Below are 26,063 nucleotides of genomic sequence, written 5' to 3' on the forward strand. Positions count from 1 at the left end.
GCGCGAGCTACCGCCGTACATGGATGAGCGACGGTGGATCGCCCACCCCGTGTTAGGCGATCCACCGTCGGACTGATGCGCCCGGCCGCCCCCCTGTTGGCGCCCGGACGCAGGTCTCAAGGTCTGGCGAGCTCGTCGAGCAGCCTCCCGGCCATCTCGTCGCTGCCGGGCAGACCTTCGATCCAGATCCGGGCGAGCTGGGGTACGTCGGTGTCCAGCCGCCACTGCGTGATCAGGGCTCGTACCGTCGCGACCTGCTCCGGCAGGTTCGGCTCGCGGCCGACGAGCGCCGCCGCGCGGCGTGAGCCGACGCGACCCAGTACGTCACCGCCGCAGAAGACGATCCGCAGGCATTCCGCGACGTCGACGAGGCGGAGCTCGCGGTCGAACGGCGACGTACCCGCGGGATTGAGCGGTTCGACAACCACCAGTGCATGGGTTTGCGGTACGGAAGTTCCACGGAACTCCGCCTCTCGATAGAGCTCTTCCAGGCGGGACCGCAGATGCGCCAGGCTGGACAGCCCGGTCAGCGGGTCCTCGCAGGACAGCGAGTGCAGGTACACCAGCGAGGCCTCGGCCCAGCTGGAACTGAGTGCGCGTACCGCTTCGAAAGCCGGCTCGCCCCCGGCGATCGAGCGGTACAACGCACTCAGCCCATCAAGTGCCTCCACCAGCGAGACTCCGTCGGTCGCCAACTGGCGACCGACCTCGTCCGATGCAGGCACGACGTCGGCTCCGTCCGTGAGCGCCTCCGCGATTGCGAGGTAGGCGCTGTGGTCGGTGCCGTCTGTGCCGCGCGGCTCCCTCCTTCCGCGCGGTTCCACCCCCGTGAAGTCCCCCGTGTCTTTTGACGACGCCTCCGGCCGGGTCCGGGCGGGCGACCCCGCCAGGTTCAGGGACTTGGCCGGACGCAGGTCGAACCGTCTGCGGAGATCCGCGAACAGCGACATGGCCCTCCTCGAAACAGCCCCGTCAGTCTCCCGACCGGTCGGCCGGAAGCGTCGTACGCCGAAGAGACAGGCTGTGACGCGGTTCATGACGCGGATTCGCAGAAGTTTTTTCGCGTAACTTCTGCCCTGGTGATCTCGTCAGACAGGGAGCACGGTTTCGCGTCAGGAAGGGTGCGCCGAAATAGTGCGCACAGCCCGTCTCACGTGGGAGCCTTGTCTCCGGCAACAAAGTGACGGACCGTCACGTTGCTGCACAGACAGTCAGAACCCACGGGGAGATCGATGGACACGCCGCCAGGCCAGCCGGATGTAGCCGGCGACGCCGAACTGATCGCGCGCGTCCGCAACGGCGACCTGGAGGCGTACGGCGAGCTCTACGCGCGGCACCACCACGCGGCCGAGCGGATGGCCCGGCAGCTCGTCCCGGCCAACGACGCCGACGACCTGGCCAGCGACGCGTTCGCCAAGGTCCTGGACGCGCTCCGGGCCGGCGGCGGACCGGACATCTCCTTCCGCGCCTACCTGCTGACGACGGTACGGCGGGTGCACGTCGACCGGATCCGCTCCGGTAAGAAGGTGCAGTCCACCGACGACATCGCGTCGTACGAGCGGGAGCCGGAGACGTTCGACGACCCGACTGTCACCGGCTTCGAGAGCGGTGCGGCGGCAAAGGCGTTCGCCAGCTTGCCCGAGCGCTGGCAGGCCGTGCTCTGGCACACCGAGGTCGAGGGTGAGAAGCCGGCCGCGATCGCGCCCCTGCTGGGCCTGACCGCGAACGGCGTGTCCGCGCTGGCCTACCGAGCCCGTGAGGGTCTGCGCCAGGCGTATCTGCAGCAGCACCTCGCCGACGTTGCCGGCGACCGTTGCCGTTGGACGACCGAGCGCCTCGGCGCTTATGTCCGCGGCGGCCTGACCAAGCGCGAGAACCGGAACGTCCGCGAGCACCTGGACGACTGCGCGAAGTGCACCGCGGTGTACCTCGAGCTCGTCGAGGTCAACAGCGCTCTGCCGGCACTGCTCGCCCCGGCTCTGCTGGGCACCGCGGGCCTCGGCTACCTGGCCGCTGCGTCCGGCGCGAAGGTCGGACTGGTCGGCTTCGTCGTCACCGGCTGGAAGAAGGCCACCGAGAACAGCACCCGCACCGCGGTCGGCGCCGGTGCCGTGGTGGTCGTCGCGATCGCCGCCGTACTCGCGGCAATGGCGCTGACCGGCAACGACAAGCCCCAAGCAGCGATCGAGAAGCCGCCGACACAGCAGCCGACGCAGCCGCCCGGGCAGAAGCCGACGGTCCCGCCGGTCGTGCCGCCCTCGGTGAAACCCCCGTCGACCCAGCCGCCGGCGTCCAACCCGACGACGGCTCCGACCACTGCACCGACCACTGCTCCCACGACGGCCCCGACGCAGCCCAGCCAGACGCCCACGCCGACGGCGACCACACCGGTCCCGACGACGCCCACTCCGACGCCCACCGAGCCGACGCCGACGACTCCGGTGCTCGACGAGGCCCTGGTGACGATCAGCATGCCGGGCGGCGGCGGTAGCCCGGCCAACCGGGAGACCGCGGGCGCTGCCAGCGGGATCCGGTTCGTGATCACGATCAAGACCCCGGCCGCCAACGCGAACCCGGTGGTGATCGGACTCAAGTACGGCGCTGAGCTCGACTGGCCGCTGACCGGCAACCCGCCGGGTTGGACCTGCAACGCGACGGCCGGCACGTGTACGGCGAGCAACCCGGCTGCGCCCGCACCGCTGCCGGTGACCTTCGACGCTCCGACCGGTGGATCGGCCGCGGACCGTACGTTCACGGTCTCGGCCAAGACCGGCCGGCTGTACGACGACGACTCGGCGACCGTGCAGGCCCAGCCCAGCACCGACGAGAACCTGCTGAAGATCCTCGCCGGCAAGGCCGACCCGGACGTTCACCACCGGATCATCACCGTTGCCCCGCGCACCGACCGGACCAAGGTGACGCTGAAGCTCAGCTACGGCTCGGAGCTCGAGTGGCCGATCGCCGCGAACCCGGCCGGCTGGAAGTGCTCCTCGTCGACCAAGACGTGTACGGCGCTGAACCCGGACAAACCGGCCCAGCTGCCGGCGAACTTCGACGTACCCGATGACTCGTCGACCGCGGCGCGGACGTTCACTGTCGCCGCGACGGCGGACCTGGTCAGTGACACCGACTCCGAGGTGCTGCCGGAGGTCCAGCAGGACGAGTCGCTGCTGCAGATCCTCACGCCGACGCCGCAGACCGACCCGAACCCGTTCGTCTACAACCGGTTCCTGCAGGTCAACGGCGCCACCGGGCGGAAGGTGACCCTGGACATCTCGTGGGGCCGCAACCTGGTGTTCCTGCCGTCGTGGGCCAACGGCTGGACGTGCGACCGGACCACCGACATCCGGCGCGCGACCTGCTGGACGAACAACTACAAGAAGCCGCTCAACTCGGAGTGGAACGCGTGGCTGCCCGGCACCGGCTCGAACAACGCGATCACTGTCCACGCCCGGCTCGGCGGCCGCGAGGACACCGACAGCGTCCAGATCCCGCCGACCACGTCCCGCCGGTGAACAGTGCTGTTGGCGAAATGGGGTTGCCCGATCCCTTATTCTGGGTTTGTTCGCGCTGACGGAACCGAGTAGCGCCGTACACCACGTTCGAGAGAGTCGCCGGTAGCTGTGAAGGCGACACGTGGAGCGGTGGCGAAGACACTCCCGAGCGACTGTTGTGCAAGAGGCCGGGCCCGTCGGGTCTGGTGAAGGTGTGGTGGCACCGCGAGATTCCCCTTCGCCCACACCTCCGGGGTTCGAGACAAACCTGGAGGTGAAACAGCAATGCGCATTCTCAGCCATGAGATCCCCTCAGCAGTAGGCCAGTCCGTCACGGTGGCCGGCTGGGTGCACCGAAGACGACGGCTCGCAGCCGTCAGTTTCCTGATCCTGCGCGACCGGTCCGGCCTGGCCCAGATCGTCGTCAAGGGTTCTCCGGAACAGCTGGACGAGCTGAGCGAAGAAACAGTCGTGCAGGTGACCGGTACGGTCGCCGCCAACCCGCAGGCTCCCGGCGGCGCGGAGATCGTCGACCCAGTGATCGTTGCGTTGACAGAACCGGCCGCGACACCGCCGATCGAGCTCTGGCGGCCGACGGTCGGCGCGGGGCTCCCCGTCGTACTGGACAACGCACCGGTTGCTCTCCGGCATCCGGTCGTGCGAGCCGGGTGGGAGATCGCCGCGGCCGCTCTGCACGGGTTCCGCGAGGCGTTGAGCGGTCAGGACTTCACGGAGATCCAGACGCCGAAGATCGTCGGTACGGCGACCGAGTCCGGAGCGAACGTCTTCGCGCTGGACTACTTCGGCGGCCCGGCGTACCTGGCGCAGTCGCCGCAGTTCTACAAGCAGCAGATGGTCGGGGTGTTCGAGCGGGTCTTCGAGGTCGGTCCGGTGTTCCGGGCCGAGCCGCACGACACGGTCCGGCACCTTGCGGAGTACGTGTCGCTGGACGCGGAGTTCGGCTTCATCACCGACCATCGCGACGTGCTGGTCATGCTGCGCTCGGCGGTCGCCGGAATGCTTCAAGCGGTCGGTGAGCGAGCCGGCGGCGCGCTAGAGCGGCTGGGCGTTGCGTTGCCGGAGATCCCGGTCGACGTACCGGTCGTGCACTTCAGCGAGGCGCTGAAGATCGCCGGCGCCGACCCGGACGAGCCGGACCTGGCGCCCGCCGACGAGCGTGCGATCGGCGAGTGGGCACGGCGCGAGCACGGCAGCGAGTTCGTCGCGGTCGAGGGCTACCCGATGGTGAAGCGGCCGTTCTACACGCATCCGCAGCCGTCGGACCCGCGGTGGTCGAACTCGTTCGACCTGCTGTTCCGCGGGGTGGAGTTGGTCACGGGCGGCCAGCGTCTGCACCGGTACTCCGAGTACGTCGCGGCTCTCGAGGCACGCGGCGAGTCCGCGGAGGCACCGGCGTACAGCTCGTATCTGCAGGCGTTCAAGCACGGGATGCCGCCGCACGGCGGGTTCGCGATCGGGCTGGAGCGGTTCGTCGCGCGGCTGACCGGTGCGGAGAACGTCCGTGAGGTCACGCTGTTCCCCCGCGACCTGCACAGGTTGACGCCGTGATGTCGTGATGGACACCACCGAGTCGGTTGTCGCCGAGCTGAACGTTGCCCTGGGCGCCGATTATCGGCTTGTCCGGCAACTGACCGGTGGGTTCCAGTCGGGCGCGTTCGAGCTGACCGACGGCGTCGTCCTCAAGTGGACCGACGACCCCGGATGGGCAGCACGGGTACGGCGGGCGGCCGAGCTCGTCCGTCGCGCCCGTGCGGTCGGCTATCCGACACCTGCCTGGTTGACCGTCGGCACGACGGCCGCGGGGTCGCCGTACCAGTTGCAGGAGTTCGTGTCCGGTACGCCGGTACGCGACTACTCGGTCGTCGACGAGGCACTCGCCCGCGAGCTGATCGCCGTGTGCGAGTTGCAGCGCGATCTGGTGCCCGAGTCCGGGATCAGCTGGTCGGCATGGTCGCGCGGCGTCGTCCTGGAGGGCTGGGACGGAGTGTGGGAACGCGTCAGCAAGTACGGCGGTGAGACCGACGAACTGCTCCGCCGCTACGAGTTGCTGTGCCGGCCGTACCGCGACGAGGTCCTGCCGGACGACGACTTCGTCCACGGCGACCTGAACCTCGGCAACCTGATCGTCGAGGACGGACGGATCACCGGGATCATCGACATCGAGGCGGCCGGCGCTGGTTCCCGGGCGTACGACCTGGTCTCGCTGGCGACCTCGGCGGCACGGGACGGCGCCGCACACGGTGTCGATGAGCTGTTCGTGGAGGCGGCGCTGAAGGCCGCGGGACGGGCGACGGTCGCGCTCTGCGCCGGGGCTGCGTACGTGAGCATCGCCGAGTTCGTCCATGACCGGGTGGGATCGGCCGAACTGATCGAGTACGGCGCTCGGAGGGTGCTTGACCTGCTCAGTGCATGAGCTGGGCATGATGTGCGCATGACGAGTGAGGCCGAGCGGGCTGTACTGGGGGCGATCGACGACGAGCGGATCGTCGCGGATCTGCGCGAGCTGGTGCAGATTCCTAGCATCGACGGGACTGCGGCCGAGGGCGTCGTACAGGCGTGGTGTGCTGACCGGCTCGGGGCACTCGGAGTGTCGGTTGATCACTGGCGGCTGGATCTGGAGGGGTTGACGTCCGACCCGGAGTTCCCGGGGATGGAGGTCGAGCGGGACGAGGCGTGGGGATGTGTCGGCGTACTGGGTGGGGACGGGACGCCGGGTTTGATCTTCAACGGGCACGTGGATGTGGTGCCGGGGGACGCCTTCGACGCGCGGATCGAGGAAGGCGTGATGTGGGGGCGCGGGACGTGCGACATGAAGGGCGGTGTCGCGGCGATCCTCGGCGCGGTGGCAGCGATTGTTGCCTCCGGCATCCAGTTGCGCAAGCCGCTGGCCGTGCACACGGTGATCGGCGAGGAGGACGGCGGGCTCGGTGCGTTCGCGACGCTGCGGCGCGGTCATCGGGGCGAGGCGTGCCTGATCGCGGAGCCGACCGCCGGTGCCGTGATCCCCGCCAACGCGGGCTCGCTGACGTTTCGGCTGGAGGTGCCAGGGCTGGCGACGCACGGCTCCACGCGCAGCCGCGGGGTGAGCGCGATCGAGAAGTTCACCGTGATCCAGAGCGCGCTGCAGAAGCTGGAAGCCGCGCGCAATTCCGATCCGCATCCGCTGCTCGCTCACCTCGACCTCGCGAACCCGCTGTCCGTCGGCACCATCTCCGCGGGCGATTGGGCGAGCACCGTGCCCGACCGGCTGATCGCCGAGGGCAGGTACGGCGTACGCCTCGGCGAGCCGGTCGATGAAGCGCGCAAGGCATTCGAGGACGCAGTCGCCGGGATCGAGGACGACTGGCTGCGCGATCACCCGGTGATGGTGAGCTGGCCGGGCGGTGCGTTCGCGTCGGGGGTCCTGCCGGATGGTGACCCGTTGCTCACCGATACCGTGCAGACTGTGATCGACACCGGTAAGCCGGCTCCGGAAGTCCGGGGCGCGCCATACGGCTCGGACCTCCGGCTGTACGCCGCGGCGGGCATCCCGACCCTGCAGTACGGGCCTGGCGATGTTCGGTACGCCCACGCCGCGGACGAGCACGTTGCGCTGGCCGACGTACTGCACGCTGCCCGGACCTACGCCCTCCTCGCTGTCCGTCGCTGCGGCTGATCCACGGTGGCGCCGCTGCGAGGACGGTCTCAGGAGCTCGGACAGCTCCTGGACGCACTGCGCTCGGCCGGCAACGGTCGCGCCTCGCTGGCCGTCGTCAGCGGTGAACCCGGGATCGGCAAGTCGGCGCTGCTGGCGGCCACGGTCGAGCAGGCCGAGCGGCAGGGCTTCCTGGTCGCCAGTGCCGCCGCGCACCAGAACGACAACATCAGTCCGCTCGCGTCCCTCGCACCTGCTCTGCGCGCCGGACCGGAGCCGCTGATCGGCACCGACGACTTCCTCGAACTGGCCTTACTCAACACCCAGCCACTCTGGCTCGCCGAACGCCTCGCAGACCTCATCGGCCGCCGCCTGGCCGGCAGCCGCACGCTGATCGTCCTGGACGACGCCCAGTGGTCAGACCCGCTCACGGCCTTCGTACTGCGGGTCGCGATCGCTCGCCTCTCGGCCACCAAGCTGCTCTGGCTGCTCGGCAGCCGTCCGGGCACCATGGCCGACCAGCTGATCGAGGCGGTCGGCGACCAGGTCCCGGTCCACCATCTCCCGCTTCAGCCCCTGACCGCCGACGCGATCCAGGACCTCGCCGCGGACCGGCTGAATCACTCGGTCGACCCAGCTCTCGCCGTCCAGCTCGCCGGTGTGCAGGGCATCCCGTTCCTCGCCGAGCAACTGGTCGCCGGTCTGTACCTGAGCGACTCCAACGCTTCTGGTCCGCTTCCCGCCGGTCTGGTCGAAGGCGTACGTCGTCGGACCGGCGGCCTGTCCGAGCTGAGCCGTGATCTCGTGCGAACCGCTGCGGTCTTCGGCAGCGAGTTCCGCCTCGAGGACGTCGCCGTACTGATGGCCACGCCAGTCGCCCGGCTGGCAGCGTCTTTGGAGGAGGCGATCCAGGCAGGTCTGCTCACGGACGCAGGTTCGGTACTGCGGTTCCGCCACGAGCTACTGCGGTCCGCCGCACTGGCCGACGTACCGCCATCTGCTCAGCGGGCCTTGCACGGTGCGATTGCCAACCAGCTGATGTCTGCGGGACGTGGTGCGGCTGCTGCGGCGCCGCATGTGCTCGCGGTCGCGCAGTCCGGTGATGTGGCTGCCGTGGAGACACTCCGCGAGGCGGCTCGCGACCTCCTGGCCACGATGGCGACCACAGCCGCGGAGATCATCCACGACGCGTTCGACCTGACGCGCGTGGACGATCCGCTGCGTGCTGAGGTCGGTGTGGAGGTGGTGAGCATCCTGCTCGCCGCACGGCAGTACGACCGTGCCAAGGCGTTCGCCGACGACCTGCTCAGCGGTACGGCGCTGTACCTCGGGCCGATTACCCCAGAGCTGCAGGCGACGGTCCAGCTACACCTCGCGCCGTACCAGTGGGCTAGTCGGCGTCTCGACGTACAGGAGCTCGTCGGCGCTGACCCGCGGCTGGCTGCCTACCGCGCGCTAGCTGGAGCAGAGGTTTCAGAGCCATCAGACGACCCGGTGGCGCAGGCGGTTCTACAGGTGGCTGCGGCGGAGCGGGCGCGTACTGAGGGGCGGTACGCCGACGCCCGCGACCTGTACGTCGCGGCGCGGCAAGCGGAGACCGGTCTGGGGAGCTTGCCCGACACCCTGGTCGAGGTGGGTGAGCTCTACTGCCGGGCCGAGGCTGACGAGCTGCCAGCTGCTCTGGAGCGAGTCCGCGAGCTGATGACCGCAGGCGAGTCCTGGTGGGCGCCGCAGCTCGCGGTCCTGCGTGCCCGACTCGAGTACTCCGCCGGCAACCTGCAGGAGGCGGAGAGCGCCGCCAACTCCGGTCTGCGCTGGATGGATCAGTTGCACGACCGGACACTGGCTCCGGCAGCGGACCAGGTGCTCGCTCTCATCGCACTGGCTCGCGGTCACCTGACGCAGGCCAGAAAGCTGGCCGGGAGCGATCCGACCATCATCACCTTGCTGGCGATCGCGGACGGTGATGCAAACGCCGTACGCCGCCTGGCTGTCACCCGGCAGGACTTCCCCGACCGGATCACGCTGTTGCTGCAGGCCGATGCCGCAGACGAATTGGCACGGCTCAGTCCGTCCGCAGCAAGCCGCGGCGCACTCGCGGTCGTGGCTGCGGGCAACGATGTCACTGAATTGCTGGAGGCTGTTGAAGTGGTACGTACTGCGAACCGACCCCTGCTGCTCGCCCTGGCCGAAGAACGCCTGGGCCGAGCAGCTTTGGCGGCCGGTGATCGCCAGACCGGTGTCCCGGCGCTGGAGCGGGCACTGGACAGGCTGACTGCTCTGGGCGCCACCGCACCGGCCGGGCGGATCCAGGCGGTGCTGCAGGCAGCCGGAGTACGGCGACGACGATGGGCCGCCGTACCGCCGCGAGCGCAGGAGGGGTGGGAGGCGCTCACTCCGATGGAGCGCCGCGTCGCACTGCTGGTGGCCGAGGGGCACACCAACCGGTCTGCTGCCGAAGAGCTGGTTCTGTCGGCCAGCACGGTCGGGACGCACCTGCGGGCCGTGTTCGGCAAGCTGGGGGTCAATTCGCGGGTCCAGCTGACCCGTCTGGTGCTGGAGCGGTTCGCCCCTCCCCCAAACGCATGAGAATCGGGTGCACCGGCGGCGCTCAGGACGTGATCCGGCGCCGACAGGTTCACCTGTTCGCTCGATCCGGCAGGTAGGCGTTCAGCGGTTTCCTTCTACCAAGCAACCACGAAGGGAACCCCGAAATGAAACTCCGTCACCTGATCGCCGTCGCCGCCGCGGCGGTCGTCACGCTCACCGGCGTCACGACCGCGAGCGCTCAGACCGAGCACAAGCCGAAGCCGACCATCGTTCTGCTGCACGGCGCGTTCGCCGACGCGGCGAGCTGGTCCGAGGTAGCCGGCCGGCTCCAGCGCGACGGGTACACCGTCGTCGCGCCCGCCGTACCGCTGCGTGGGGTCGCCACGGACACGGCGTACCTGCAGGGTGTCCTGAACTCCATCCCCGGTCCGAAGGTGCTCGTCGGGCACTCGTACGGCGGTGCACTGGTCAGCGAGCTGGCCGGGACGAGCGGGGTCAAGTCGCTCGTGTACGTCGCCGCGTTCATCCCGCAGGCCGGCGAGACGATCGGGGCGCTGAACGCGCAGTACCCGGGCAGTGAGCTCGGTCCTGACACGACAAGCACGATCGCCTACCCGGGCGGTGTGGACCTGGTCGTGAAGCCGGAGTCGTTCCACGAGGTGTTCTCGGCCGACCTGCCTGCGCGGCAGGCCGCAGTACTCGGTGCGTCGCAGCGGCCGATCAACGCGGCGGCGTTCGACGAGAAGGTCGCGACGACGGCGCCCGCCGGGCTCCCGAAGTACGCCGTGATCCCGACCGGTGACCACGCGATCGCACCGGCCGCCGAGCGCTTCATGGCCCAGCGCGCGCACGCCACGATCGTGGAGGTGCCGGGCGCCTCGCATCTGGTCGCCCTGTCCCACCCGAGCACCGTCGCCCGCGTCATCGAGCAGGCAGCCCGCTGAAACAGCCGTCGGCCGGACCGCTTACCTCAGCGGTCCGGCCGGCTCTGCTCAGATTGCCTGGTAGAGCGTGGTCCAGAAGTCGTTCATGAGGTGGACCGACGACGGCACGGTCATGCCGACCTGCGTGAGCAGGACTCCGACGATCCCGTTGACCGGGTCGGCGTAGGTCGACGTACCGGCGCCGCCGTCCCAGCCGAACTGACCGATAGGCGCGTAGTCGCCCCGGTAGGTGCGCACAGCCATCCCGAAGCCCCAGCCGCCCTGCTGTCCCTGGCCGAACGAGATGTGCACGTTGTCCCGGGCCAGAGCCTCGCGTGACGCCAGCACCTCCGGTGTGAGGCTGTTGCTGGTCATCAGCTCCACTGCAGGCTTCGACAGGATCCGCTCGCCGTTGTGCACGCCGTGATTCAGCAGCATCCGGAAGTACGCGTTGTAGTCGTCGGCGGTGGAGTTCAGCCCGCCGCCACCGCCCTGGAACGCCGGCGGAGCGCTGTGCCGGCCGCCCTCCGCCTCGTCCCACACCTGGAACTCGCCGGTTGCCGGGTCCGGCGCGTACAGCGGAGGCAGGCGGTCGATCTGGTCGCCCGGCACCCAGAAGCCGGTGTCCTTCATCCCGAGCGGCGCGAAGATACGCTCGCGCAGGAACTCGTCGAACGACTGCCCGGTGACCCTGGAGACGAGGACGCCGATCAGGTCGCTGCTGATCTGGTACTGCCAGCGCTCGCCCGGCTGGTACATCAGCGGAAGTGTGCCCAGCCGGCGCATCCACTCGTCCTGCTCGGGCATCGGCACCGGCCCGTTGGGCGTGATGCCCTGCTCGAACAGGGCGGCCATGATCGGCGTACCGATCATCGTCATGTCCATGCCGAGCCCGAACGTCGAGGTGAGCACGTCCCGGACCGTGATCGGCCGCTTCGCCGGCACGGTGTCGTCGACCGCGCTGTCGATCCGCTTCAGCACCTGCCGGTTCGCGAGCTCGGGCAGCCACTGCTCGACCAGGTCGTCGAGCCGGATCCTGCACTCGTCGAGCAGCACCATCGCCGCCGCGATCGAGACCGGCTTGGACGTCGACGCCATCCGGAAGATCGTGTCGCGCCGCATCGGGGCGCCGCCGTCGTGGCGCATCGTCCCGAGCGTCTCGACGTGCGGCTCACCGTCGCCCCGGCTGACCAGGGCGACGACGCCGGGGATCTTCCCGGAGTCGACATGCCGGGCGAGTACGTCGTGCAGCCGGCGTAGACCCGCTTCGGTGAAGCCGTTGGAGGTGGACATCGTGGTGTACTCCTTCGATCGAGAGGTGGAAGATCAGAGGCTGCGGGCGACGATGTCGCCGACGGTGGTGGTCGCGTGGATGGTGAGCTGGGCGCCGGCGCCTTCGGCGTTCTTGAGCGCGTTGTCGATCCGGCCGGTGGTGGTGCCGGCGTTGAGGGAGCCCGAGACGCCGGCGGCGGCGCCGACCTCGATCTCGCCGACGTCGGTGCGCAGTTCGAGCGCGCCGCCGGCGGCCTCGGCGATCCGGATGTCGCCCTTGCTGGTGCGGATCTCCGCGGAGCCGTGGAGGCGGCCGACCGAGACGTCACCGGCGGTCAGGCTGAGCCGGGCGCTCGCGACGTCCTCGAGGTCGATCGAGCCGTGCGCGCTCTTGATCGCCACGTCGCCGAGACGCCCGGTGGACCGCAGCTCGGAGCTGGCGACCTTCACCTCGACCTGGGAACCGGCCGGCAGCTGGACGGTGACGGCAACGGAGCCGGACGGACCGAAGTACTGGTTCTTGGCCGGGATCTCGACCCGCAGGACGCCGGCGTCGTACCCGACCTGGGCCGACTCGGCCGCCTTCACGTCACGGTTCTTCGAGGGGTCGGCAGGCACAACCTCGACGGTGGTCTCGGCCTGGTCGCCGGCGACGAACCGGATCGGGCCGGCGGGGATGTCGAGGATTGCGGAGATCGGCTCGGGGGTGTTGAAAGTAGACATTGTCGTGCCTTTCGGATTCGTTGTGTTTGTTCGACTGGGACCAGCTTCGAAGACCGCCCTGACACCGGGCCGCCGTAGCCCTGACACGGGCACTGACACGTGTCAGCAGCCCAGGCGGTCGGCGATGACAGCAAGTACCTGCTGCAGATCACGTGCCATCCGGGTCCGCATTCCGAGCTCGGCGATGCCAGGCGCGAACCCGGGATGCTCCGGTAGGACCCGCTGCACACGGTGGACGACTCGGGTGCCGGTCGAGCAGGCAGTGACGGCGTGGACACCGCCGTACCAGCTCTGTACTGCGAGCCTGGAGCCGTCCACCTGGATCTCCACCGGCTCGACGAGCCCTGCCAGCTCGGCCCGGAACGTGTGTCCGGCACCTACAACGGTCATCGCACCCTGGCGTGCGGCCGAAGCCCTGGCCAGAACCAGCAGGTTGTCGTCGCCGACCCGACCCGTGGTCACGGCCAGGAGCAGCTCGGCGACCGCTGCGACGGGCGCGGCGACCGTGCCTTGCACCTCCCACAGCGTGGGCAGTGCGTCCAGTTCGTTGAGCAGCATGGTGGAGAGACTGGTCGAGGCGCTCGGCCCGGACCACCCACAGATGTCCCGCCGGGACGCTGAATCGACGGCTGACCTGCGCTTTTGCAGGATCGATGAGCTGTCCCGGGACGGGACGGGACAGCTCAGGACGCACGCGACAAGCCGGAGCGGGCCTCAGGCGCCAGGTAGTCGAGCCCGTGAGCGGTCGCGAGCTCCAGAGCCTTCTGGAAGTGCCGAGCAGCAGTGTCCTGGTTGCCGGTGGCCAGGCATGCCTCCGCGTACGGGAGGTGAACGCGCGCCAGCCGGTCCGGCTCGGCGGCCAGTTCGAGGATCGCGATCGCCTCGGCCTGCCTGGCCGCGGCCTCCTCCGGGCGTCCGAGGTGGAGCAGCGCCACGGCTACGTCGGCGAGGCTGATCGCCTCGAAGAACGCATGGTGGGTCTCCCGGTTGATGTCGACGGCCTGTTCGGCGAGGTCGAGCGCGGTCTGCGCGTCGCCAAGGTCCAGTGCGGCCTGGCTGAGCACGTCCAGGCACATGCGGGCGGTCTGCCGGTCGGTCTCCCGAGTCGTCTCGAGTACGTCGGCAGCAATCTCACGGGCCGCGACATAGTCGCCGTGGCTCAGCAGAGCATGACTGAGGCTGGCCCGCAGTCGCGCGCGTACGGCGACCTCGTGCGGCGGCACCACGGCCACCGCACGCTCCAGGAGCTGCACGGCGCCTCCGGCGTCAGCGAGCTCCCCCCGGACCTCACCCTGCTGGAACAGGCACATGGCTTCGCCGACGGCGTCGCCATCTGCAGCCATCAGGTCGCGGCCGGCCTCGAGTCGGGACATCGCCTCGTCCAGCCGGCCCATGCGCAGCAGCAGACTGCCCAGCAGGTACTGGTGGGAGGCCAGCACGCGGCGGTCGCCGAGCCGTTCTGCGACGGGCAGGGTGACCTCTAGACCTTCGCGCAGCTGCTCAGAACCGCCGCGTCGCGCATGAGCCATCGTAGCGAGCTGTGCAAGTCCGACCGCCGCTGTGTCGACGCCCAGCTGCACCGTGAGTGCGAACGTCACCATGAGGTTGTCCCACTCGGTGTCCAGCCACTTGATGGCCGTGTCGTGCTCGCACAGGTCTGGAAGCGATGGCGGCGGTTGTGACACGGTCGTCGGGAGCGGGATCAAGATCCGGATCTGCTCCTTCACAGCGAGCATGCAGCTCAGGTAGTAATCGGCCAGCCGGGTGATCGCCGGAGCCGGATCGGCAGTCGGGTCGTCTGCCCGAGCGGCCTGTCGCAGCAGGTCGTGCATCCGGTAGCGGCCGGCCGACGGCTCCTGGACCAGATGGACGTCGACGAGGTCTTCCAGCAGCGAGCGCGCGTTCGCCAGGGGGATGCCGGCCAGTGCGGCCGCGGCGTACGCGTCGATGTCCTCGCCGGGAACCAGGCCGAGCAGGCGGAACATGCGGCGCTGCGCTGGGTCCAGCTGCCGCAGTGACATCTCGAAGACGTCCGACACCGCCAGTTCGCCCTCGCGCAGCCGCTCCACCAGAGTGTCGAGCGTCCACGCGGGCCGGTGCCGGAGTCGCGCCGCAGCGACACGGATTGCCAGGGGCAGGTTGCCGCAACGACGCAGTACTTCGTTGACGTCGCCGGGCCGTGCTCCGCCCGCGGACTCGACGAACAGCTGTGCGGCATCCTCACTGGGCAGGACATCCAACGAGATCGGCTGTGCGCCGTCCAGCTCCACCATGCGGCGTCGGCTCGTGATGACGACGAAGATCTGACCGGCACCGGGCAGCAGATCCCGTACGTGGCCGGCGTCTGCGGCGTTGTCCAGCAGTACGATCGCGCGCCGCGTCGCCAACTCCGACCGCCACAGCGCGGCCCGCTCCGCGAGCCCTTCGGGTATCCGGCCCGGCGGCAACCCCAACGCAGACAGGAGCACCCGCAGCGCCTCGGCCGGCTCCACCCGCTCTCGTCCCGGAGTGAACCCGTGCAGGTCCAGGTAGAACTGCCCGTCAGGGAACTCCGCCGTCAGCAGGTGCGCAGCGTGTACTGCGAGCGCGGACTTCCCCACTCCGCCCATTCCGTCGATCGCCACGACCTGCGTGGTCCGGGCAGCACCAAGAAGCGCGTCCAGCTCAGCCCGGCGTCCGGTGAAGGCAGTGACGTCGTGCGGAAGGTCATTGCGTACAGGAGCTGCCGGAGCCGTCTGCGGTCCCTCCTTGGCGCGCTCCCAGATCTCGCGCAGTGGTCGCGGATCCCGACCCGCTGCTTTACAGAGCGCAACGACCGTCGGCCAGGGCGGTACAGCCTGACCGGAGAAGTACCGCGAGAGCGAGGAACTGCTGGCGTCGATGTCGCGTGCGAGCTCGCGCAGGCTCCGTCCGGTCAGGTCGCGCAGCTGTGACAGCTGCCCCGCCAACTCATCGCGCACCCTCAACCCTTCTCCGGAATTCCCCGTATTACAGCAGGCGTTCGAGTGCCGCCTGGCCGGCCGGTCCCCAATGGGTCTTGCCGCCCGGAATGCCTTTCTCGCCGTTGATACCCATTGCGATCAGGAACAGCGCCCGCGTCACAGCCCACCCGCGGGCTCGCCGTACCGTAGCGTCGTCCGCGCCGTAGCGCTCGAAGAAGCGGTCGGCGGCTCCGTCCGGGAGCAGGATCCAGGCGGCCGCGAGGTCGTTGGCCGGATCCCCCGCGCACAGCTCCTCGAAGTCCACGACGCCGGTAAGCGTGCCATCGGCAACGACCACGTTGGCAGGGTGCAGGTCGCCGTGGATCCACAGCGGCGGCCCGCTCCACGCCGGTGCCGCGGCCGCGTCCTCCCAGACCGCGCGGAGCTCGTCGCGGCGGCCGACGTACTCCTGGACCTCCGGGAAGCCCAAGCCCCGCGGCAGACCGGTCCGCTCGCTGACCGGTGCGTCCGCCGGCGCCTCGGTGTGCAGTGCCAGCAGAAAGTCGGCCAGTACGTCGGCTGCGGCTGGGTCCGTGATCGGTGCGTGCTCCGCAGGTACTCCGTGGACCCAGGTGGTGATCAGCCACGGGTTGGGGAAGCGGTCCGACGGTTCACAGAGACGGACCGGGGTTGGGACGGATAGCGGAAGGCGGGTGGCGAGGTCCGGCATCCAGCGGTACTCCTTGCGGAGCAGCTCGGGCGATCCGTGCTCGCGGGGCATCCGGACCGCCAGGTCCTCGCCAAGGCGCCACATCTGGTTGCCCCAGCCGCCGACGACTTCCTCCAGCTCCAGGTCGGCCAGATCCGGGTGCTGCTCTTTCAAGAGGGTCCGCACGAGTTCGTCGTCCATGGGGCGTCAGACGCGTCACACCAGTGCCTGGTTGGGAATAGGTCCGGAGAGTGGTCAGTTGCCGACAGTTATGCGTATTGATGTGTGGTCCGATGTCGTCTGCCCGTGGTGCTACATCGGGAAGCGTCGGCTCGAGGAGGCTCTGACCTCCAGCGGCGAGACCACGACGGTCGTCTGGCACAGCTTCCAGCTCGACCCCTCGTCGACGAACGAGGACCCGCGGGACCTGGCCACCCGGCTGGGCGAGAAGTACGGCCGCGGCCGCGACTGGGCCCTGCAGGCGAACGCCCACGTAACCGGGATCGCCGCGGAGGTCGGTCTGGAGTACCACCTCGACCAGGCGAAGCCGGCCAACACCGTCGACGCGCACCGGTTGCTCCACCTCGCTCGTGACCTCGAGGAGGCCGGTGAGGTTCCCGCGGAGACGCAGGGCCGCCTCAAGGAGCGCCTGCTCAAGGCGTACTTCACCGACGGCCTCCCGGTCGGTGACCACACCACGCTGACCGAGCTGGCCACCGAGGTCGGTCTGCCCACGGAGCAAGTGCGTGAGGTCCTGGCGAGTACGACGTACACCGACGACGTCGCCGCGGACCAGGCGCAGGCCCTGGCGTACGGCGCGAACGGCGTACCGTTCTTCGTCATCGACGAGAAGTACGGCGTGAGCGGTGCGCAGCCCGTGGAGGTCTTCCAGGAAGCACTGCGCCGGGCGAGCGCGGACCGCAAGCCGGTGACGCTGATCACCGCCCCGGGTGCCACGACCGACGGTGACGCCGCGTGCGGTCCGGACGGCTGCCCGATCTGAGCATCCGCATCAGCGGTGGGTACCGGTAGTCGTACAAACCGTGGTGTATGAAGGAGGCATGACTGTCGTGCGCGCACTGGCCAGGCCGTTGCTGTCCGTCATTTTCGTCGCCCAGGGCGCGAACGCGATCCGGAACCCGGAGCCGCTGGTGCCGAAGGCGCAGCCCGTCACCGACCGGCTGGTGCCGATGGTGAAGCGGGTCGCGCCGCCGCAGGTCAGCGACCGGCTCCCTGACACGACCGCCAATCTGGTCCGGCTGAACGGCGCGGTCCACGTGCTCGGCGGTCTCGCACTGGCGACCGGCAAGGGCCGTCGCCTCGGAGCGTCGCTGCTGGCGGCTTCGCTGGTGCCGACGACGCTCGCCGGCCACCCGTTCTGGCTGGAGAAGGACAAGACCGTCCGCAACCAGCAGCGCATCAACTTCATGAAGAACCTGGGCCTCATGGGCGGTCTGCTGCTCGCCGCGGTCGACACCGAGGGCAAGCCGGGCGTCGCCTGGCGGGCAACGCACGGTGCGAAGGCGGCGAAGCGTGAGACCAAGCGCGGCGCGAAGACCGCCAAGCGCGAGGCCAAGCACCTGGCCCGCGAAGCGAAGCAGGCCGCCAAGCTGGCGAAGGCGGAGCTCCCGTTCGGCTGAATGCCCTAGGCTCAGGGCTGTAGACACCTGAGCTGAGGGAGTGGGATGAGCGAGCAACACGGCTGGCCGGCACCGCGGGCCGAAGGTGCTGTGACCGGTACGGTCACGGTCCCCGGATCGAAGTCGATCAGCAACCGTGCCCTCATCCTCGCCGCACTCGCCGACGGCCCGTCACACCTGACCGGCCTGCTGGCGGCTCGCGACACCTCGCTGATGCGGTCCGCGCTGGTCTCGCTCGGCGTCGGCATCACCGAGAGCGGTACGACCGTCACCGTCACCCCGGGCTCGCTCAAGGGCCCGGCCAACGTCGACTGTGGTCTGGCCGGCACCGTGATGCGGTTCGTGCCGCCGGTCGCCGCGCTGGCTGACGGCGTGGTGGCCTTCGACGGCGACGAGTACGCGCGGGAGCGTCCGATGGGCGTGATCCTCGGCGCGCTGCGGACCCTCGGCGTACAGATCGAGGACGGCGGCACCGGGCGGATGCCGTACACGGTGTCGGGTACCGGATCGGTCCGAGGCGGAAAGGTGACGCTGGACGCGTCCGGGTCGAGCCAGTTCGTGTCGGCGTTGCTGCTGGCCGGCGCGCGGTACGACGAGGGCGTCGACATCCGGCACGACGGGAAGCCGGTGCCGTCCCAGCCGCATCTGGACATGTCGGTCGGGATGCTGCGCGAGCGCGGCGTCCAGGTCGACGACGCCGAGCCGAACCGGTGGGTCGTTGCCCCGGGCCCCATTCGCGCGCTGGACACGGCGATCGAGCCGGACCTGTCGAACGCGGCGCCGTTCCTGGCCGCGGCCGTCATCACCGGCGGGACCGTGACCGTCACCGGATGGCCGACCCGGACCACGCAGCCGGGCGGTCAACTGCCTGAGATCTTCACCCGCTTCGGAGCCTCGGTCACCCGGACCGACGACAGGCTCACCGTCAGCGGCACCGGCCGGGTCGCCGGTGTGGACCTCGACCTGAGCGAGGTGGGCGAGTTGTCGCCGGTGATCGCGGCGGTGGCTGCCTTCGCCGACGGGCCGTCGTACCTGCGGGGTATCGCGCACCTGCGCAACCACGAGACCGACCGGCTCGCGGGGCTCGAGACCGAGCTCAACGCGCTCGGCGGGGACGTCACGCAACTGGAGGACGGTCTGGCGATCCGGCCGAAGGCCTTGCACGGCGGGCTTTTCCACACCTACGACGATCACCGGATGGCGCACGCCGCCGCCGTACTCGGCCTGCTCGTCGACGGCCTGGAGATCGAGAACATCGGAACCACGGCGAAGACCCTGCCGGAATTCCCCGATATGTGGTCGGGGCTCGCCGGCTGATGTCGCGGTACGACGAGGAGGCCAAGTACGACCGGCCCAAGCGCCGGACCCGGCCGCGGACCAAGGACCGCCCCTCGTACGACGACGCCGTGATCGGGTTCGTCTTCACCCGCGACCGCGGGCGGTACGCCTGCTGGGTCGACGATCCGGACGGCGGTCGCGAGGTGACCGCGATGAAGGCCCGTCAGCTCGGCCGCACCGGCGTGATCGTCGGCGACCGGGTCAAGCTCGACGGCAACGCCACCGGTGACGAGGGCTCGCTGGCCCGGATCGTCGAGGTCCTCCCCCGTACGACGCTGTTGCGCCGCTCCGCCGATGACGACGACCCGGTCGAGCGCCCCCTGGTCGCGAACGCGGACCAACTCGTCATCGTCGTCGCGGTGGCGAACCCCGAGCCGCGGACCGGGCTGATCGACCGCTTCCTGGTCGCGGCGTACGACGCCGGTATGCGACCGCTGCTCTGCCTGACGAAGACCGACCTGGCCGACCCGGATCCGCTGCTGTCGATCTACCGCCCGCTCGGCGTCGAGTCGGTGGCGACCCAGCAGGCTGGTGACCTGAGCAAACTCCGGGAGCAGCTCGACGACCGGACGAGTGTTCTCGTCGGCCACTCCGGTGTCGGCAAGTCCACGCTGGTCAACGGCCTGATCCCGGGTGCGGATCGGGCCATCGGCGTCGTCAACGAGGTGACCGGCCGCGGGCGCCATACGTCGACGAACACGCTCGTCCTACGCCTACCCGAGGGTGGGTGGATCATCGACACCCCGGGCATCCGCTCCTTCGGCCTGGCCCACGTCGAGCCGGATCAGCTGATCAACGCCTTCCCGGACCTCGCGGAGATCGCCAGGACCTGCCCGCGCGGCTGTACCCATACCGCCGACGCCCCCGACTGCGCGCTGGACGAGGCCGTTGCCGCGGGCCGCGCCGATCCGGCCCGGGTCGACTCGTTCCGCCGACTGCTGGCCAGCCGCGAAGGCCGCGAGCTCCACGACGCCTCCGACGAGACTACTTAGGCGGCAGCTGGCCGCCCCAGACCGCCTTCGCGCCGGCGTCACCGGTACGAACGGTCTGCCAGATGACGAGCACCGCGATCACGACGACGGCTGCCTGGGTGACGAGCTCCAGCGGACGGCTGTTCGTTGCCTTGTCGCCCTTCACGCCGGCCAGCAGGAGGAAGGCCGCGACGGCGACGATCGCGAAGATCAGGCAGTACCAGAACAACAGGTTGCCGCGCTTCTCGTGCAGCGCGACCGCCTTCGCCAGCGTCGGCACCGCGTTGAGGAACGCCCGGCCGCTCTCCTTCGCCACGAACGCACACACCAGCGCCCCGACGCCGAGGATCAGAGCCGGCCAGCGCAGCAGCCGGCGCCATTTCGGCACCACGGCGAACGCGATCAAGGTCAGCGCGGCCACCGGTAGCAGCACCACGGTCAGATGGATCACCAGCACGTGTAGCGGCAGGTCCCCGAAGCGCTCGAACATGGACAGGCCTCCATGGCAGTCGTATGACGTGGTCAGACACTAATGGCACGTTCAACGACCTCGTTCGGTTCAATCTGCGCCGCAACCGATCCGCAACACTTCGCGGACGGCTGAACCGCTCGAGCGGCGCTCAGGTTAGCCTTCCGGCATGCCTTCGCACACGGATGACCTGCGGCTCGCCCACATCCTGGCCGACGATGCGGACTCGACCACGATGGACCGCTACAAGGCGCTCGACCTGCACGTGGCCACCAAGCCCGACCTCACCCCGGTGAGCGAATCGGACAAGAAGGTCGAAGATGTGATGCGCAAGACGCTCTCCCGGGCCCGGCCGCGGGACGCGTTCGTGGGCGAGGAGGACGGCACCAGCGGCTGGGGCGTACGCCGCTGGGTGGTCGACCCGATCGACGGCACCAAGAACTACATCCGCGGCGTCCCCGTCTGGGCGACGCTGATCAGCCTGATGATCGAGGACCAGGTCGTCGTCGGCGTGGTCTCCGCCCCCGCGCTCCAGAAGCGCTGGTGGGCGTCGTACGGCGACGGCGCCTGGACCGGCCGCGCGCTGCACTCGTCGCAGCCGTGCCGGGTCAGCGACGTGAGCAAGATCGAGGACGCCTCGCTGTCGTACGCGTCGCTCAAGGGCTGGGAGAAGCTCGGCAAGAAAAACCAGTGGGCCGACCTGATGGACTCGGTCTGGCGGACCCGCGCGTACGGCGACTTCTGGTCGTACATGCTGGTCGCCGAAGGTGCGGTCGACATCGCCGCGGAGCCGGAGCTCAACCTGTACGACATGGCCGCGCTGGCCATCATCGTCGACGAGGCCGGCGGCAAGTTCACGTCGGTCGAAGGCGCTCCGGGCCCCAACGGCCCCAACGCCGTAGCCACCAACGGCCGCTTGCACGACGAGGTCCTCAAGCGCCTCGAGTAATGCGAGGGGATATCCCCTGGCATGAGGGGTTCTCCCCTGGTGTACCAACGGAGAACCCACAACGCGAGGGGATATCCCCTGAGCGGATTAGGTGGACGTGTCGATTCTGCGGTGCAGGAACTGCGCTTCGACGGGGTTGCTGGTGAAGGCCAAGGCTTCCTCGTAGGCCACTCGGGCCTCGTTGGTGCGGCCCAGGCGGCGGAGGAGTTCGGCGCGGGTGGAGGCCAGATACGGGTACGTCGTCAGCGCCGGGTCGTCCGGTAGTTGATCGAGGGCCGCGGCGGGACCGGCTACGTAGCTGAGCGCCACCACCCGGTTCAACGCCACCACCGGAGACGGCCAACGCTCGAGCAGTACGTCGTACAGCTCAAGGATCTCGCCCCAGTCCGTATCCTCCCAGCGCGTCGCCTCCGCATGGACCGCTGCGATCGCGGCCATCACCGCGAACCGCCCGACGGTCGCCCCCGCTTCCGGCCGGGCGGCCAGTGCCTCCGGCACCAGCTCCAGCCCTTCGGCGATCAGTCCCCGATCCCACCGCGACCGGTTCTGGTCCTCCATCAGCACCAAGCGGCCGCCCTCGACCCGCGCTCCCTCTCGCGCCTGCGTGAGCAACAGGAGCGCGAGCAGACCCGCCGTCTCCGCGCTGTCCGGCAGCAGCATCCGCATCATCCGCGCCAGGTCGATCCCCCGCCGGGCGAGGTCCGGCCGGGTCAGCTCATCGCCGTCCGCTGCTGTGTGCCCTGCCGTGTACACGAGGTGCACCACGTCGAGCACGGCCTCGATGCGCTCCGGGAGTTCCGGCGTACGGGGAATGCGGTAGGGGATGCCCGACCGCGAGATCTTCTGTTTGGCGCGGGTGATGCGGGCCTGCATCGTGGCTTCCTTGACCAGGAACGCCTTGGCGATCTCGGCCGACGACAACCCGCACACCAGCCGCAGTGTCAGTGCGACCTGGGCTTCCTGCGCCAGGGCCGGGTGGCAGCACGTGAACACCAATCGCAACCGGTCGTCCGGAAACGTCCCGTCCGGAACGTCTTCGACCGGCACCAGCAACGGCAGCTTCCGGCGAGCCACGTCGGCCCGCCGCCTCAGCTCCAGCGCCCGCCGCGTGGCGACGGTCGTCAACCATGCGCCTGGCTTTCGCGGTACGCCCTGTTCCCGCCAGTGCACCAGCGCCTTCGCGTACGCGTCCTGTACACAGTCCTCGGCCAGGTCCAGGTCCGCGGCGACGCGTGCGGTCGCGGCGAGCACGGAGGCCCACTCGTCACTGTGAGCCTCCGCCACTGCCTGCAGAACCTGATCAACCACCATTGACCAGCGGGCGGACCTCGACACCACCCATCGGCGACGGCACCTGCTTGGCGATCGCGAGCGCGTCGTCCAGGTCGGCCGCCTCGATGATGTAGTACCCGCCCATCACTTCCTTGGTCTCGGCGAAGACGCCGTCGGTGACGACGTACCCGCCGTTGCCGTCGGAACGGATCGAGGTCGCGGTCTCACTCCCGTCGAGCTGCCCGCCGCCGCGGATCGCGGATCCGTTGGCCTCGGCAAACGCTTGATGGTTCTTGTGGTTCTGCTCCATCACCGATCCGTCGTCCGCGGCCCACTTCGCCTCGTCGTCGTAGATCATCACCAGGTACTTGCCCACTCGGGGTCACCTCTCTCGTCCGCTGCCGGTTACAGCATCTACCACTCCGATGCGCGACCCGAGCCGGAATCGACACGACCTGCCGCGAATTTCGCGAGCACGTATGGTGGCCGGTATGCCCTTGACGTACCCCATCGCGGAGCAGACGCTCGACAACGGCCTCCGGGTCGTCGTGAGCTCGGACCGTGCCGTCCCGATCGTCGCCGTCAACCTCTGGTACGACGTCGGGTCGCGCCATGAACCACCGGGTCTGACCGGGTTCGCGCACCTCTTCGAGCACCTGATGTTCCAGGGGTCGCGCAACGTCGCGTCCGGTCAGCACTTCAGCCTGCTGGAGACCGCCGGCGCCAGCCTGAACGCGAGCACGTTCTTCGATCGCACCAACTACTTCGAGTCGCTGCCCAGCGGCGGTCTCGACCTCGCGCTGTGGCTCGAGGCGGACCGGATGGGCTACCTGCTCGACGCGGTCAACCAGGAGAACCTCGACAACCAGCGCGACGTGGTGAAGGAAGAGAAGCGACAGAGCTACGACAACCGCCCGTACGGCGATTCGTACGAGCGGCTCGTCCGGCTCGCGTTCCCCGAGGGCCACCCGTACGCGCATATGACGATCGGGTCGATGGCCGACCTCGACGCCGCCTCGCTCGAGGACGTGCACGCGTTCTTCCGCAAGTACTACGGCCCGAACAACGCCGTCCTGACGATCGTCGGAGACGTGTCCGAGGACGACGCGTTCGACGCCGCCAAGCGGTACTTCGGCCACCTGCCCGCGATCCCCACCCCGCCGCCGGCTCCGGACGGGACGATCGGGCCGATGACCGACGTACAGCGTGACGACGTGGAGTCCGACGTACCGTCCGACCTGATCACGATGATGTTCCGGCTGCCGGTCGACGGTACGCCGGAGCTCGACGCGGCCGGGCTCGCGCTCGACATCCTCGCGGCCGGGCAGAGCGGCCGGCTGAACCGGCGGCTGGTCCGCGACGAGCAGATCGCGCAATCGGTGTCCGGCGGCGCGCTGCCGCTGATCGGTGGCGTCTCGTTCGGCACGCTGACCGGGATCGCGTCGGACGGCATCGATCTGCAGAAGGTCGAGGACGCACTGCTCGAGGAGATCGAGAAGCTGGCCACCGAGGGCGTCTCATCGGAGGAGCTGGCCACTGTGCAGGCGCAGGCCGAGCGGGACTGGCTGGAGCAGCTCGCCACGTGCGCCGGCCGGGCCGACGAGATCTCGCATCACGCATTGCTGTTCGGCGACGCGAACCGGATCAACAACCGCATCGACCAGGTCAAGGCCGTGACCGTCGAGCAGGTGCAGGCGGCCGCCTCGAAGTGGGTCCGAGCGGCCGGACGGGTGCAGGTCAGCTACCGCCGTCAGGAGTCCGCGGCATCCACGGCAGGAGAGCAGGAATGAGTCAGGTTCTGACCACCCCACCGGCAGTCGGCGCACCGCGTCCGTGGAAGTTCCCGGAGGCCGTGACCACGCGGACCAGCGTCGGTGCGCCGGTGCACGTCTTCGACCGCCCCGGGCAGTATGTCGCCACCGTGCGCGTCACGATCGCGATGCCGTTGATCGCGGAGCCACGTGAGCTCGAAGGCGTCGCGACGATCATGTCGCGGACGCTCGACGAGGGCACCGAGCTGCATTCGGCCAACGAGTTCGCGGCCGCGTTGGAGCGGCACGGAGCGGCGTACGGCGTGGATGTCAGCTCGGACGCGCTGCACGTGGAGATCTCCGTGCCGGTGTCGCATCTCGCGCCGGCCGTCGCGCTGCTCGCCGAGGCGATCACGCGGCCCGCGTTCAACCAGGCCGATGTCGGCCGGCACGTGACGATCCGGCTCGGCGAGATCAACCAGGAGCGCGCCAACGCCGGGTACCGGGCGCGCGAGGCGTTCGCATCGCATCTGTTCGACTCGGCGACGCGTCGTTCCCGCCCGACCGCGGGTACGCCGGACACGATCCGGCCGCTGACGAACGTCGAGGTCGCGGACTTCTACCGCCGGAACATCGGGCCGGAGCGGGCCGAGATCCTCTTCGCCGGCGACGCGACCGGGGTCGACGCGGCCGCGATCATCGACGAGGCCTTCGCGGGTTGGACCTCCGGCGCGGGACCGGTGGGCGAGACGCCAGAGCCGATCTACCTTCCGGGCAACCGGGTCGTGCTCGTCAACCGGCCGGGCTCGGTGCAGAGCCAGCTGCTGATCGGGTGCGCCGGTCCGGATCGGCGGGACCCGGGCTGGGGTTCGGCCGCGGTCGCGAACCACGTGGTCGGCGGGACGATCACCTCCCGCGTGGACACCGTGCTGCGCGAGGAGAAGGGCTACACGTACGGCACGCGGACCAGCTTCGCCGCGCCGCGCAAGGGCGGGACCTTCAGCCTCGGCGGCGCCGTACGCACCGAGGTGACCGGCGCCGCCATCGGTGACGCGCTCCGGATCCTGCGCGAGGCCCGCGACGGCCTCACCGAGCAGGAGGTCCAGGAGGCGAAGGACAGCCTGATCCGCACCGCTCCCCTGCGCTACGAGCAGGCTGATTCGGTCGCCCAGCAGGTCGGCAGCAACATCGCCAACGGCGTACCGATCGACTTCGCCGACACCTACCTGAGCCAGATCGCAGCAACCACCGCCGCCGAGGCGACCGACGCCTACCGCCGCTACGTCGGAACCAACGGTCTACTGGTCGTGATCGTAGGAGAAGCCAAGGACGTCCGCCCCCAACTGGAGGGCCTCGACCTCGGCGACCTGATCGACCTGGGCTGAGCTTCGTCCTCTGCCCCGGGACACGTCCGGGGCAGAGGGTC

22 protein-coding genes are annotated in these 26,063 nt (G+C 69.5%); 13 read left to right on the top strand and 9 right to left on the bottom strand.

Annotated features, from left to right (window positions below):
- Positions 1-116: 116 nt before the first annotated feature.
- The gene (locus tag EV645_RS03425) at positions 117-950 is read right to left on the bottom strand and encodes a hypothetical protein (protein WP_130439644.1); all 834 of its coding nucleotides are present in this window, start codon (positions 948-950) and stop codon (positions 117-119) included.
- Between the two features lie 282 nt (positions 951-1,232).
- Here EV645_RS03425 and EV645_RS03430 point away from each other — a divergent pair, with 282 nt between their 5' ends.
- The 6 genes from EV645_RS03430 (at position 1,233) to EV645_RS03455 (ending at position 10,643) form a co-directional block, all read left to right on the top strand.
- Positions 1,233-3,515, top strand: a complete 2,283-nt coding sequence (locus EV645_RS03430; protein WP_130439646.1) for a sigma-70 family RNA polymerase sigma factor — start codon at positions 1,233-1,235, stop codon at positions 3,513-3,515.
- Positions 3,516-3,779: 264 nt separating this feature from the next.
- Positions 3,780-5,063 carry an aspartate--tRNA(Asn) ligase gene (gene aspS / locus EV645_RS03435; RefSeq protein WP_130439648.1) on the top strand — a complete coding sequence of 428 codons (1,284 nt, stop codon included), beginning with the start codon at positions 3,780-3,782 and terminating at the stop codon, positions 5,061-5,063.
- Positions 5,064-5,070: 7 nt separating this feature from the next.
- Positions 5,071-5,928, top strand: a complete 858-nt coding sequence (locus EV645_RS03440) for a phosphotransferase family protein (RefSeq protein WP_130439650.1) — start codon at positions 5,071-5,073, stop codon at positions 5,926-5,928.
- 18 nt (positions 5,929-5,946) lie between these two features.
- Positions 5,947-7,170, top strand: coding sequence for a M20/M25/M40 family metallo-hydrolase (locus tag EV645_RS03445; protein WP_130439652.1), 1,224 nt, complete (start codon positions 5,947-5,949; stop codon positions 7,168-7,170).
- A 6-nt stretch (positions 7,171-7,176) separates the two neighbouring features.
- A complete protein-coding gene (locus EV645_RS03450) occupies positions 7,177-9,738 on the top strand; it encodes an ATP-binding protein (protein WP_130439654.1) in 2,562 nt (853 codons plus the stop codon).
- Positions 9,739-9,863: 125 nt separating this feature from the next.
- Positions 9,864-10,643 (top strand): alpha/beta fold hydrolase, encoded by a 780-nt coding sequence (locus EV645_RS03455; protein WP_130439656.1) that lies wholly within the window; start codon positions 9,864-9,866, stop codon positions 10,641-10,643.
- Positions 10,644-10,691: 48 nt separating this feature from the next.
- On the opposite strand, the gene EV645_RS03460 is transcribed toward EV645_RS03455, so the two are convergent.
- From EV645_RS03460 to EV645_RS03480, 5 genes are all read right to left on the bottom strand, one after another.
- A complete protein-coding gene (locus EV645_RS03460) occupies positions 10,692-11,915 on the bottom strand; it encodes a serine hydrolase domain-containing protein (protein ID WP_130439658.1) in 1,224 nt (407 codons plus the stop codon).
- A 33-nt stretch (positions 11,916-11,948) separates the two neighbouring features.
- Positions 11,949-12,617, bottom strand: a complete 669-nt coding sequence (locus EV645_RS03465; RefSeq protein ID WP_130439660.1) for a DUF4097 family beta strand repeat-containing protein — start codon at positions 12,615-12,617, stop codon at positions 11,949-11,951.
- 102 nt (positions 12,618-12,719) lie between these two features.
- Positions 12,720-13,175 (bottom strand): hypothetical protein, encoded by a 456-nt coding sequence (locus EV645_RS03470; RefSeq protein WP_130439662.1) that lies wholly within the window; start codon positions 13,173-13,175, stop codon positions 12,720-12,722.
- Between the two features lie 125 nt (positions 13,176-13,300).
- A complete protein-coding gene (locus EV645_RS03475) occupies positions 13,301-15,577 on the bottom strand; it encodes an ATP-binding protein (RefSeq protein WP_130439664.1) in 2,277 nt (758 codons plus the stop codon).
- 28 nt (positions 15,578-15,605) lie between these two features.
- The gene (locus tag EV645_RS03480; RefSeq protein ID WP_130439666.1) at positions 15,606-16,448 is read right to left on the bottom strand and encodes an aminoglycoside phosphotransferase family protein; all 843 of its coding nucleotides are present in this window, start codon (positions 16,446-16,448) and stop codon (positions 15,606-15,608) included.
- Positions 16,449-16,518: 70 nt separating this feature from the next.
- Between EV645_RS03480 and EV645_RS03485 the strand changes: the two genes are divergently transcribed.
- From EV645_RS03485 to rsgA, 4 genes are read left to right on the top strand one after another with little or no spacing between them, the layout of a single operon-like run.
- Positions 16,519-17,250, top strand: a complete 732-nt coding sequence (locus tag EV645_RS03485) for a DsbA family oxidoreductase (protein WP_130439668.1) — start codon at positions 16,519-16,521, stop codon at positions 17,248-17,250.
- A gap of 58 nt (positions 17,251-17,308) precedes the next feature.
- Entirely contained in the window at positions 17,309-17,887 is a 579-nt protein-coding gene (locus EV645_RS03490; RefSeq protein ID WP_130439670.1) for a DoxX family protein, read from the top strand.
- A gap of 45 nt (positions 17,888-17,932) precedes the next feature.
- Entirely contained in the window at positions 17,933-19,204 is a 1,272-nt protein-coding gene (gene aroA / locus EV645_RS03495; protein ID WP_130439672.1) for a 3-phosphoshikimate 1-carboxyvinyltransferase, read from the top strand.
- Positions 19,204-20,217, top strand: a complete 1,014-nt coding sequence (gene rsgA, locus EV645_RS03500; protein ID WP_130439674.1) for a ribosome small subunit-dependent GTPase A — start codon at positions 19,204-19,206, stop codon at positions 20,215-20,217. The genes aroA and rsgA overlap by 1 nt, the downstream gene beginning before the upstream one ends.
- Here rsgA and EV645_RS03505 read toward each other — a convergent pair.
- Positions 20,210-20,686 (bottom strand): DUF2231 domain-containing protein, encoded by a 477-nt coding sequence (locus EV645_RS03505; RefSeq protein WP_130439676.1) that lies wholly within the window; start codon positions 20,684-20,686, stop codon positions 20,210-20,212. The two genes, rsgA and EV645_RS03505, sit on opposite strands and share 8 nt — an antisense overlap.
- A gap of 148 nt (positions 20,687-20,834) precedes the next feature.
- Between EV645_RS03505 and hisN the strand changes: the two genes are divergently transcribed.
- Entirely contained in the window at positions 20,835-21,614 is a 780-nt protein-coding gene (gene hisN / locus EV645_RS03510) for a histidinol-phosphatase (RefSeq protein WP_130439678.1), read from the top strand.
- Between the two features lie 87 nt (positions 21,615-21,701).
- Here hisN and EV645_RS03515 read toward each other — a convergent pair whose 3' ends face one another.
- Positions 21,702-22,898: an RNA polymerase sigma factor gene (locus EV645_RS03515; RefSeq protein WP_242000185.1), complete on the bottom strand. Its 1,197-nt coding sequence runs from the start codon at positions 22,896-22,898 to the stop codon at positions 21,702-21,704.
- A gap of 16 nt (positions 22,899-22,914) precedes the next feature.
- A complete protein-coding gene (locus EV645_RS03520) occupies positions 22,915-23,262 on the bottom strand; it encodes a YciI family protein (RefSeq protein ID WP_242000186.1) in 348 nt (115 codons plus the stop codon).
- A gap of 115 nt (positions 23,263-23,377) precedes the next feature.
- On the opposite strand from EV645_RS03520, the gene EV645_RS03525 reads away from it, so the two are divergent.
- Positions 23,378-24,676: a M16 family metallopeptidase gene (locus EV645_RS03525; protein ID WP_130439682.1), complete on the top strand. Its 1,299-nt coding sequence runs from the start codon at positions 23,378-23,380 to the stop codon at positions 24,674-24,676.
- Positions 24,673-26,022, top strand: a complete 1,350-nt coding sequence (locus tag EV645_RS03530; protein ID WP_130439684.1) for a M16 family metallopeptidase — start codon at positions 24,673-24,675, stop codon at positions 26,020-26,022. The genes EV645_RS03525 and EV645_RS03530 overlap by 4 nt, the downstream gene beginning before the upstream one ends.
- Positions 26,023-26,063 lie beyond the last annotated feature (41 nt).

The sequence above is a fragment of the Kribbella rubisoli genome (assembly GCF_004217145.1).
Taxonomy (GTDB): Bacteria; Actinomycetota; Actinomycetes; order Propionibacteriales; family Kribbellaceae; genus Kribbella; species Kribbella rubisoli.

What these genes read in the sequence shown, in the direction of transcription:
- EV645_RS03425 (WP_130439644.1), bottom strand. Translation starts at nt 950, where the DNA reads ATGTCGCTGTTCGCGGATCTCCGCAGACGGTTCGACCTGCGTCCGGCC.
- EV645_RS03430 (WP_130439646.1), top strand. Translation starts at nt 1,233, where the DNA reads ATGGACACGCCGCCAGGCCAGCCGGATGTAGCCGGCGACGCCGAACTG.
- aspS (WP_130439648.1), top strand. Translation starts at nt 3,780, where the DNA reads ATGCGCATTCTCAGCCATGAGATCCCCTCAGCAGTAGGCCAGTCCGTC.
- EV645_RS03440 (WP_130439650.1), top strand. Translation starts at nt 5,071, where the DNA reads ATGGACACCACCGAGTCGGTTGTCGCCGAGCTGAACGTTGCCCTGGGC.
- EV645_RS03445 (WP_130439652.1), top strand. Translation starts at nt 5,947, where the DNA reads ATGACGAGTGAGGCCGAGCGGGCTGTACTGGGGGCGATCGACGACGAG.
- EV645_RS03455 (WP_130439656.1), top strand. Translation starts at nt 9,864, where the DNA reads ATGAAACTCCGTCACCTGATCGCCGTCGCCGCCGCGGCGGTCGTCACG.
- EV645_RS03460 (WP_130439658.1), bottom strand. Translation starts at nt 11,915, where the DNA reads ATGTCCACCTCCAACGGCTTCACCGAAGCGGGTCTACGCCGGCTGCAC.
- EV645_RS03465 (WP_130439660.1), bottom strand. Translation starts at nt 12,617, where the DNA reads ATGTCTACTTTCAACACCCCCGAGCCGATCTCCGCAATCCTCGACATC.
- EV645_RS03470 (WP_130439662.1), bottom strand. Translation starts at nt 13,175, where the DNA reads ATGCTGCTCAACGAACTGGACGCACTGCCCACGCTGTGGGAGGTGCAA.
- EV645_RS03480 (WP_130439666.1), bottom strand. Translation starts at nt 16,448, where the DNA reads ATGGACGACGAACTCGTGCGGACCCTCTTGAAAGAGCAGCACCCGGAT.
- EV645_RS03485 (WP_130439668.1), top strand. Translation starts at nt 16,519, where the DNA reads ATGCGTATTGATGTGTGGTCCGATGTCGTCTGCCCGTGGTGCTACATC.
- EV645_RS03490 (WP_130439670.1), top strand. Translation starts at nt 17,309, where the DNA reads ATGACTGTCGTGCGCGCACTGGCCAGGCCGTTGCTGTCCGTCATTTTC.
- aroA (WP_130439672.1), top strand. Translation starts at nt 17,933, where the DNA reads ATGAGCGAGCAACACGGCTGGCCGGCACCGCGGGCCGAAGGTGCTGTG.
- rsgA (WP_130439674.1), top strand. Translation starts at nt 19,204, where the DNA reads ATGTCGCGGTACGACGAGGAGGCCAAGTACGACCGGCCCAAGCGCCGG.
- EV645_RS03505 (WP_130439676.1), bottom strand. Translation starts at nt 20,686, where the DNA reads ATGTTCGAGCGCTTCGGGGACCTGCCGCTACACGTGCTGGTGATCCAT.
- hisN (WP_130439678.1), top strand. Translation starts at nt 20,835, where the DNA reads ATGCCTTCGCACACGGATGACCTGCGGCTCGCCCACATCCTGGCCGAC.
- EV645_RS03525 (WP_130439682.1), top strand. Translation starts at nt 23,378, where the DNA reads ATGCCCTTGACGTACCCCATCGCGGAGCAGACGCTCGACAACGGCCTC.
- EV645_RS03530 (WP_130439684.1), top strand. Translation starts at nt 24,673, where the DNA reads ATGAGTCAGGTTCTGACCACCCCACCGGCAGTCGGCGCACCGCGTCCG.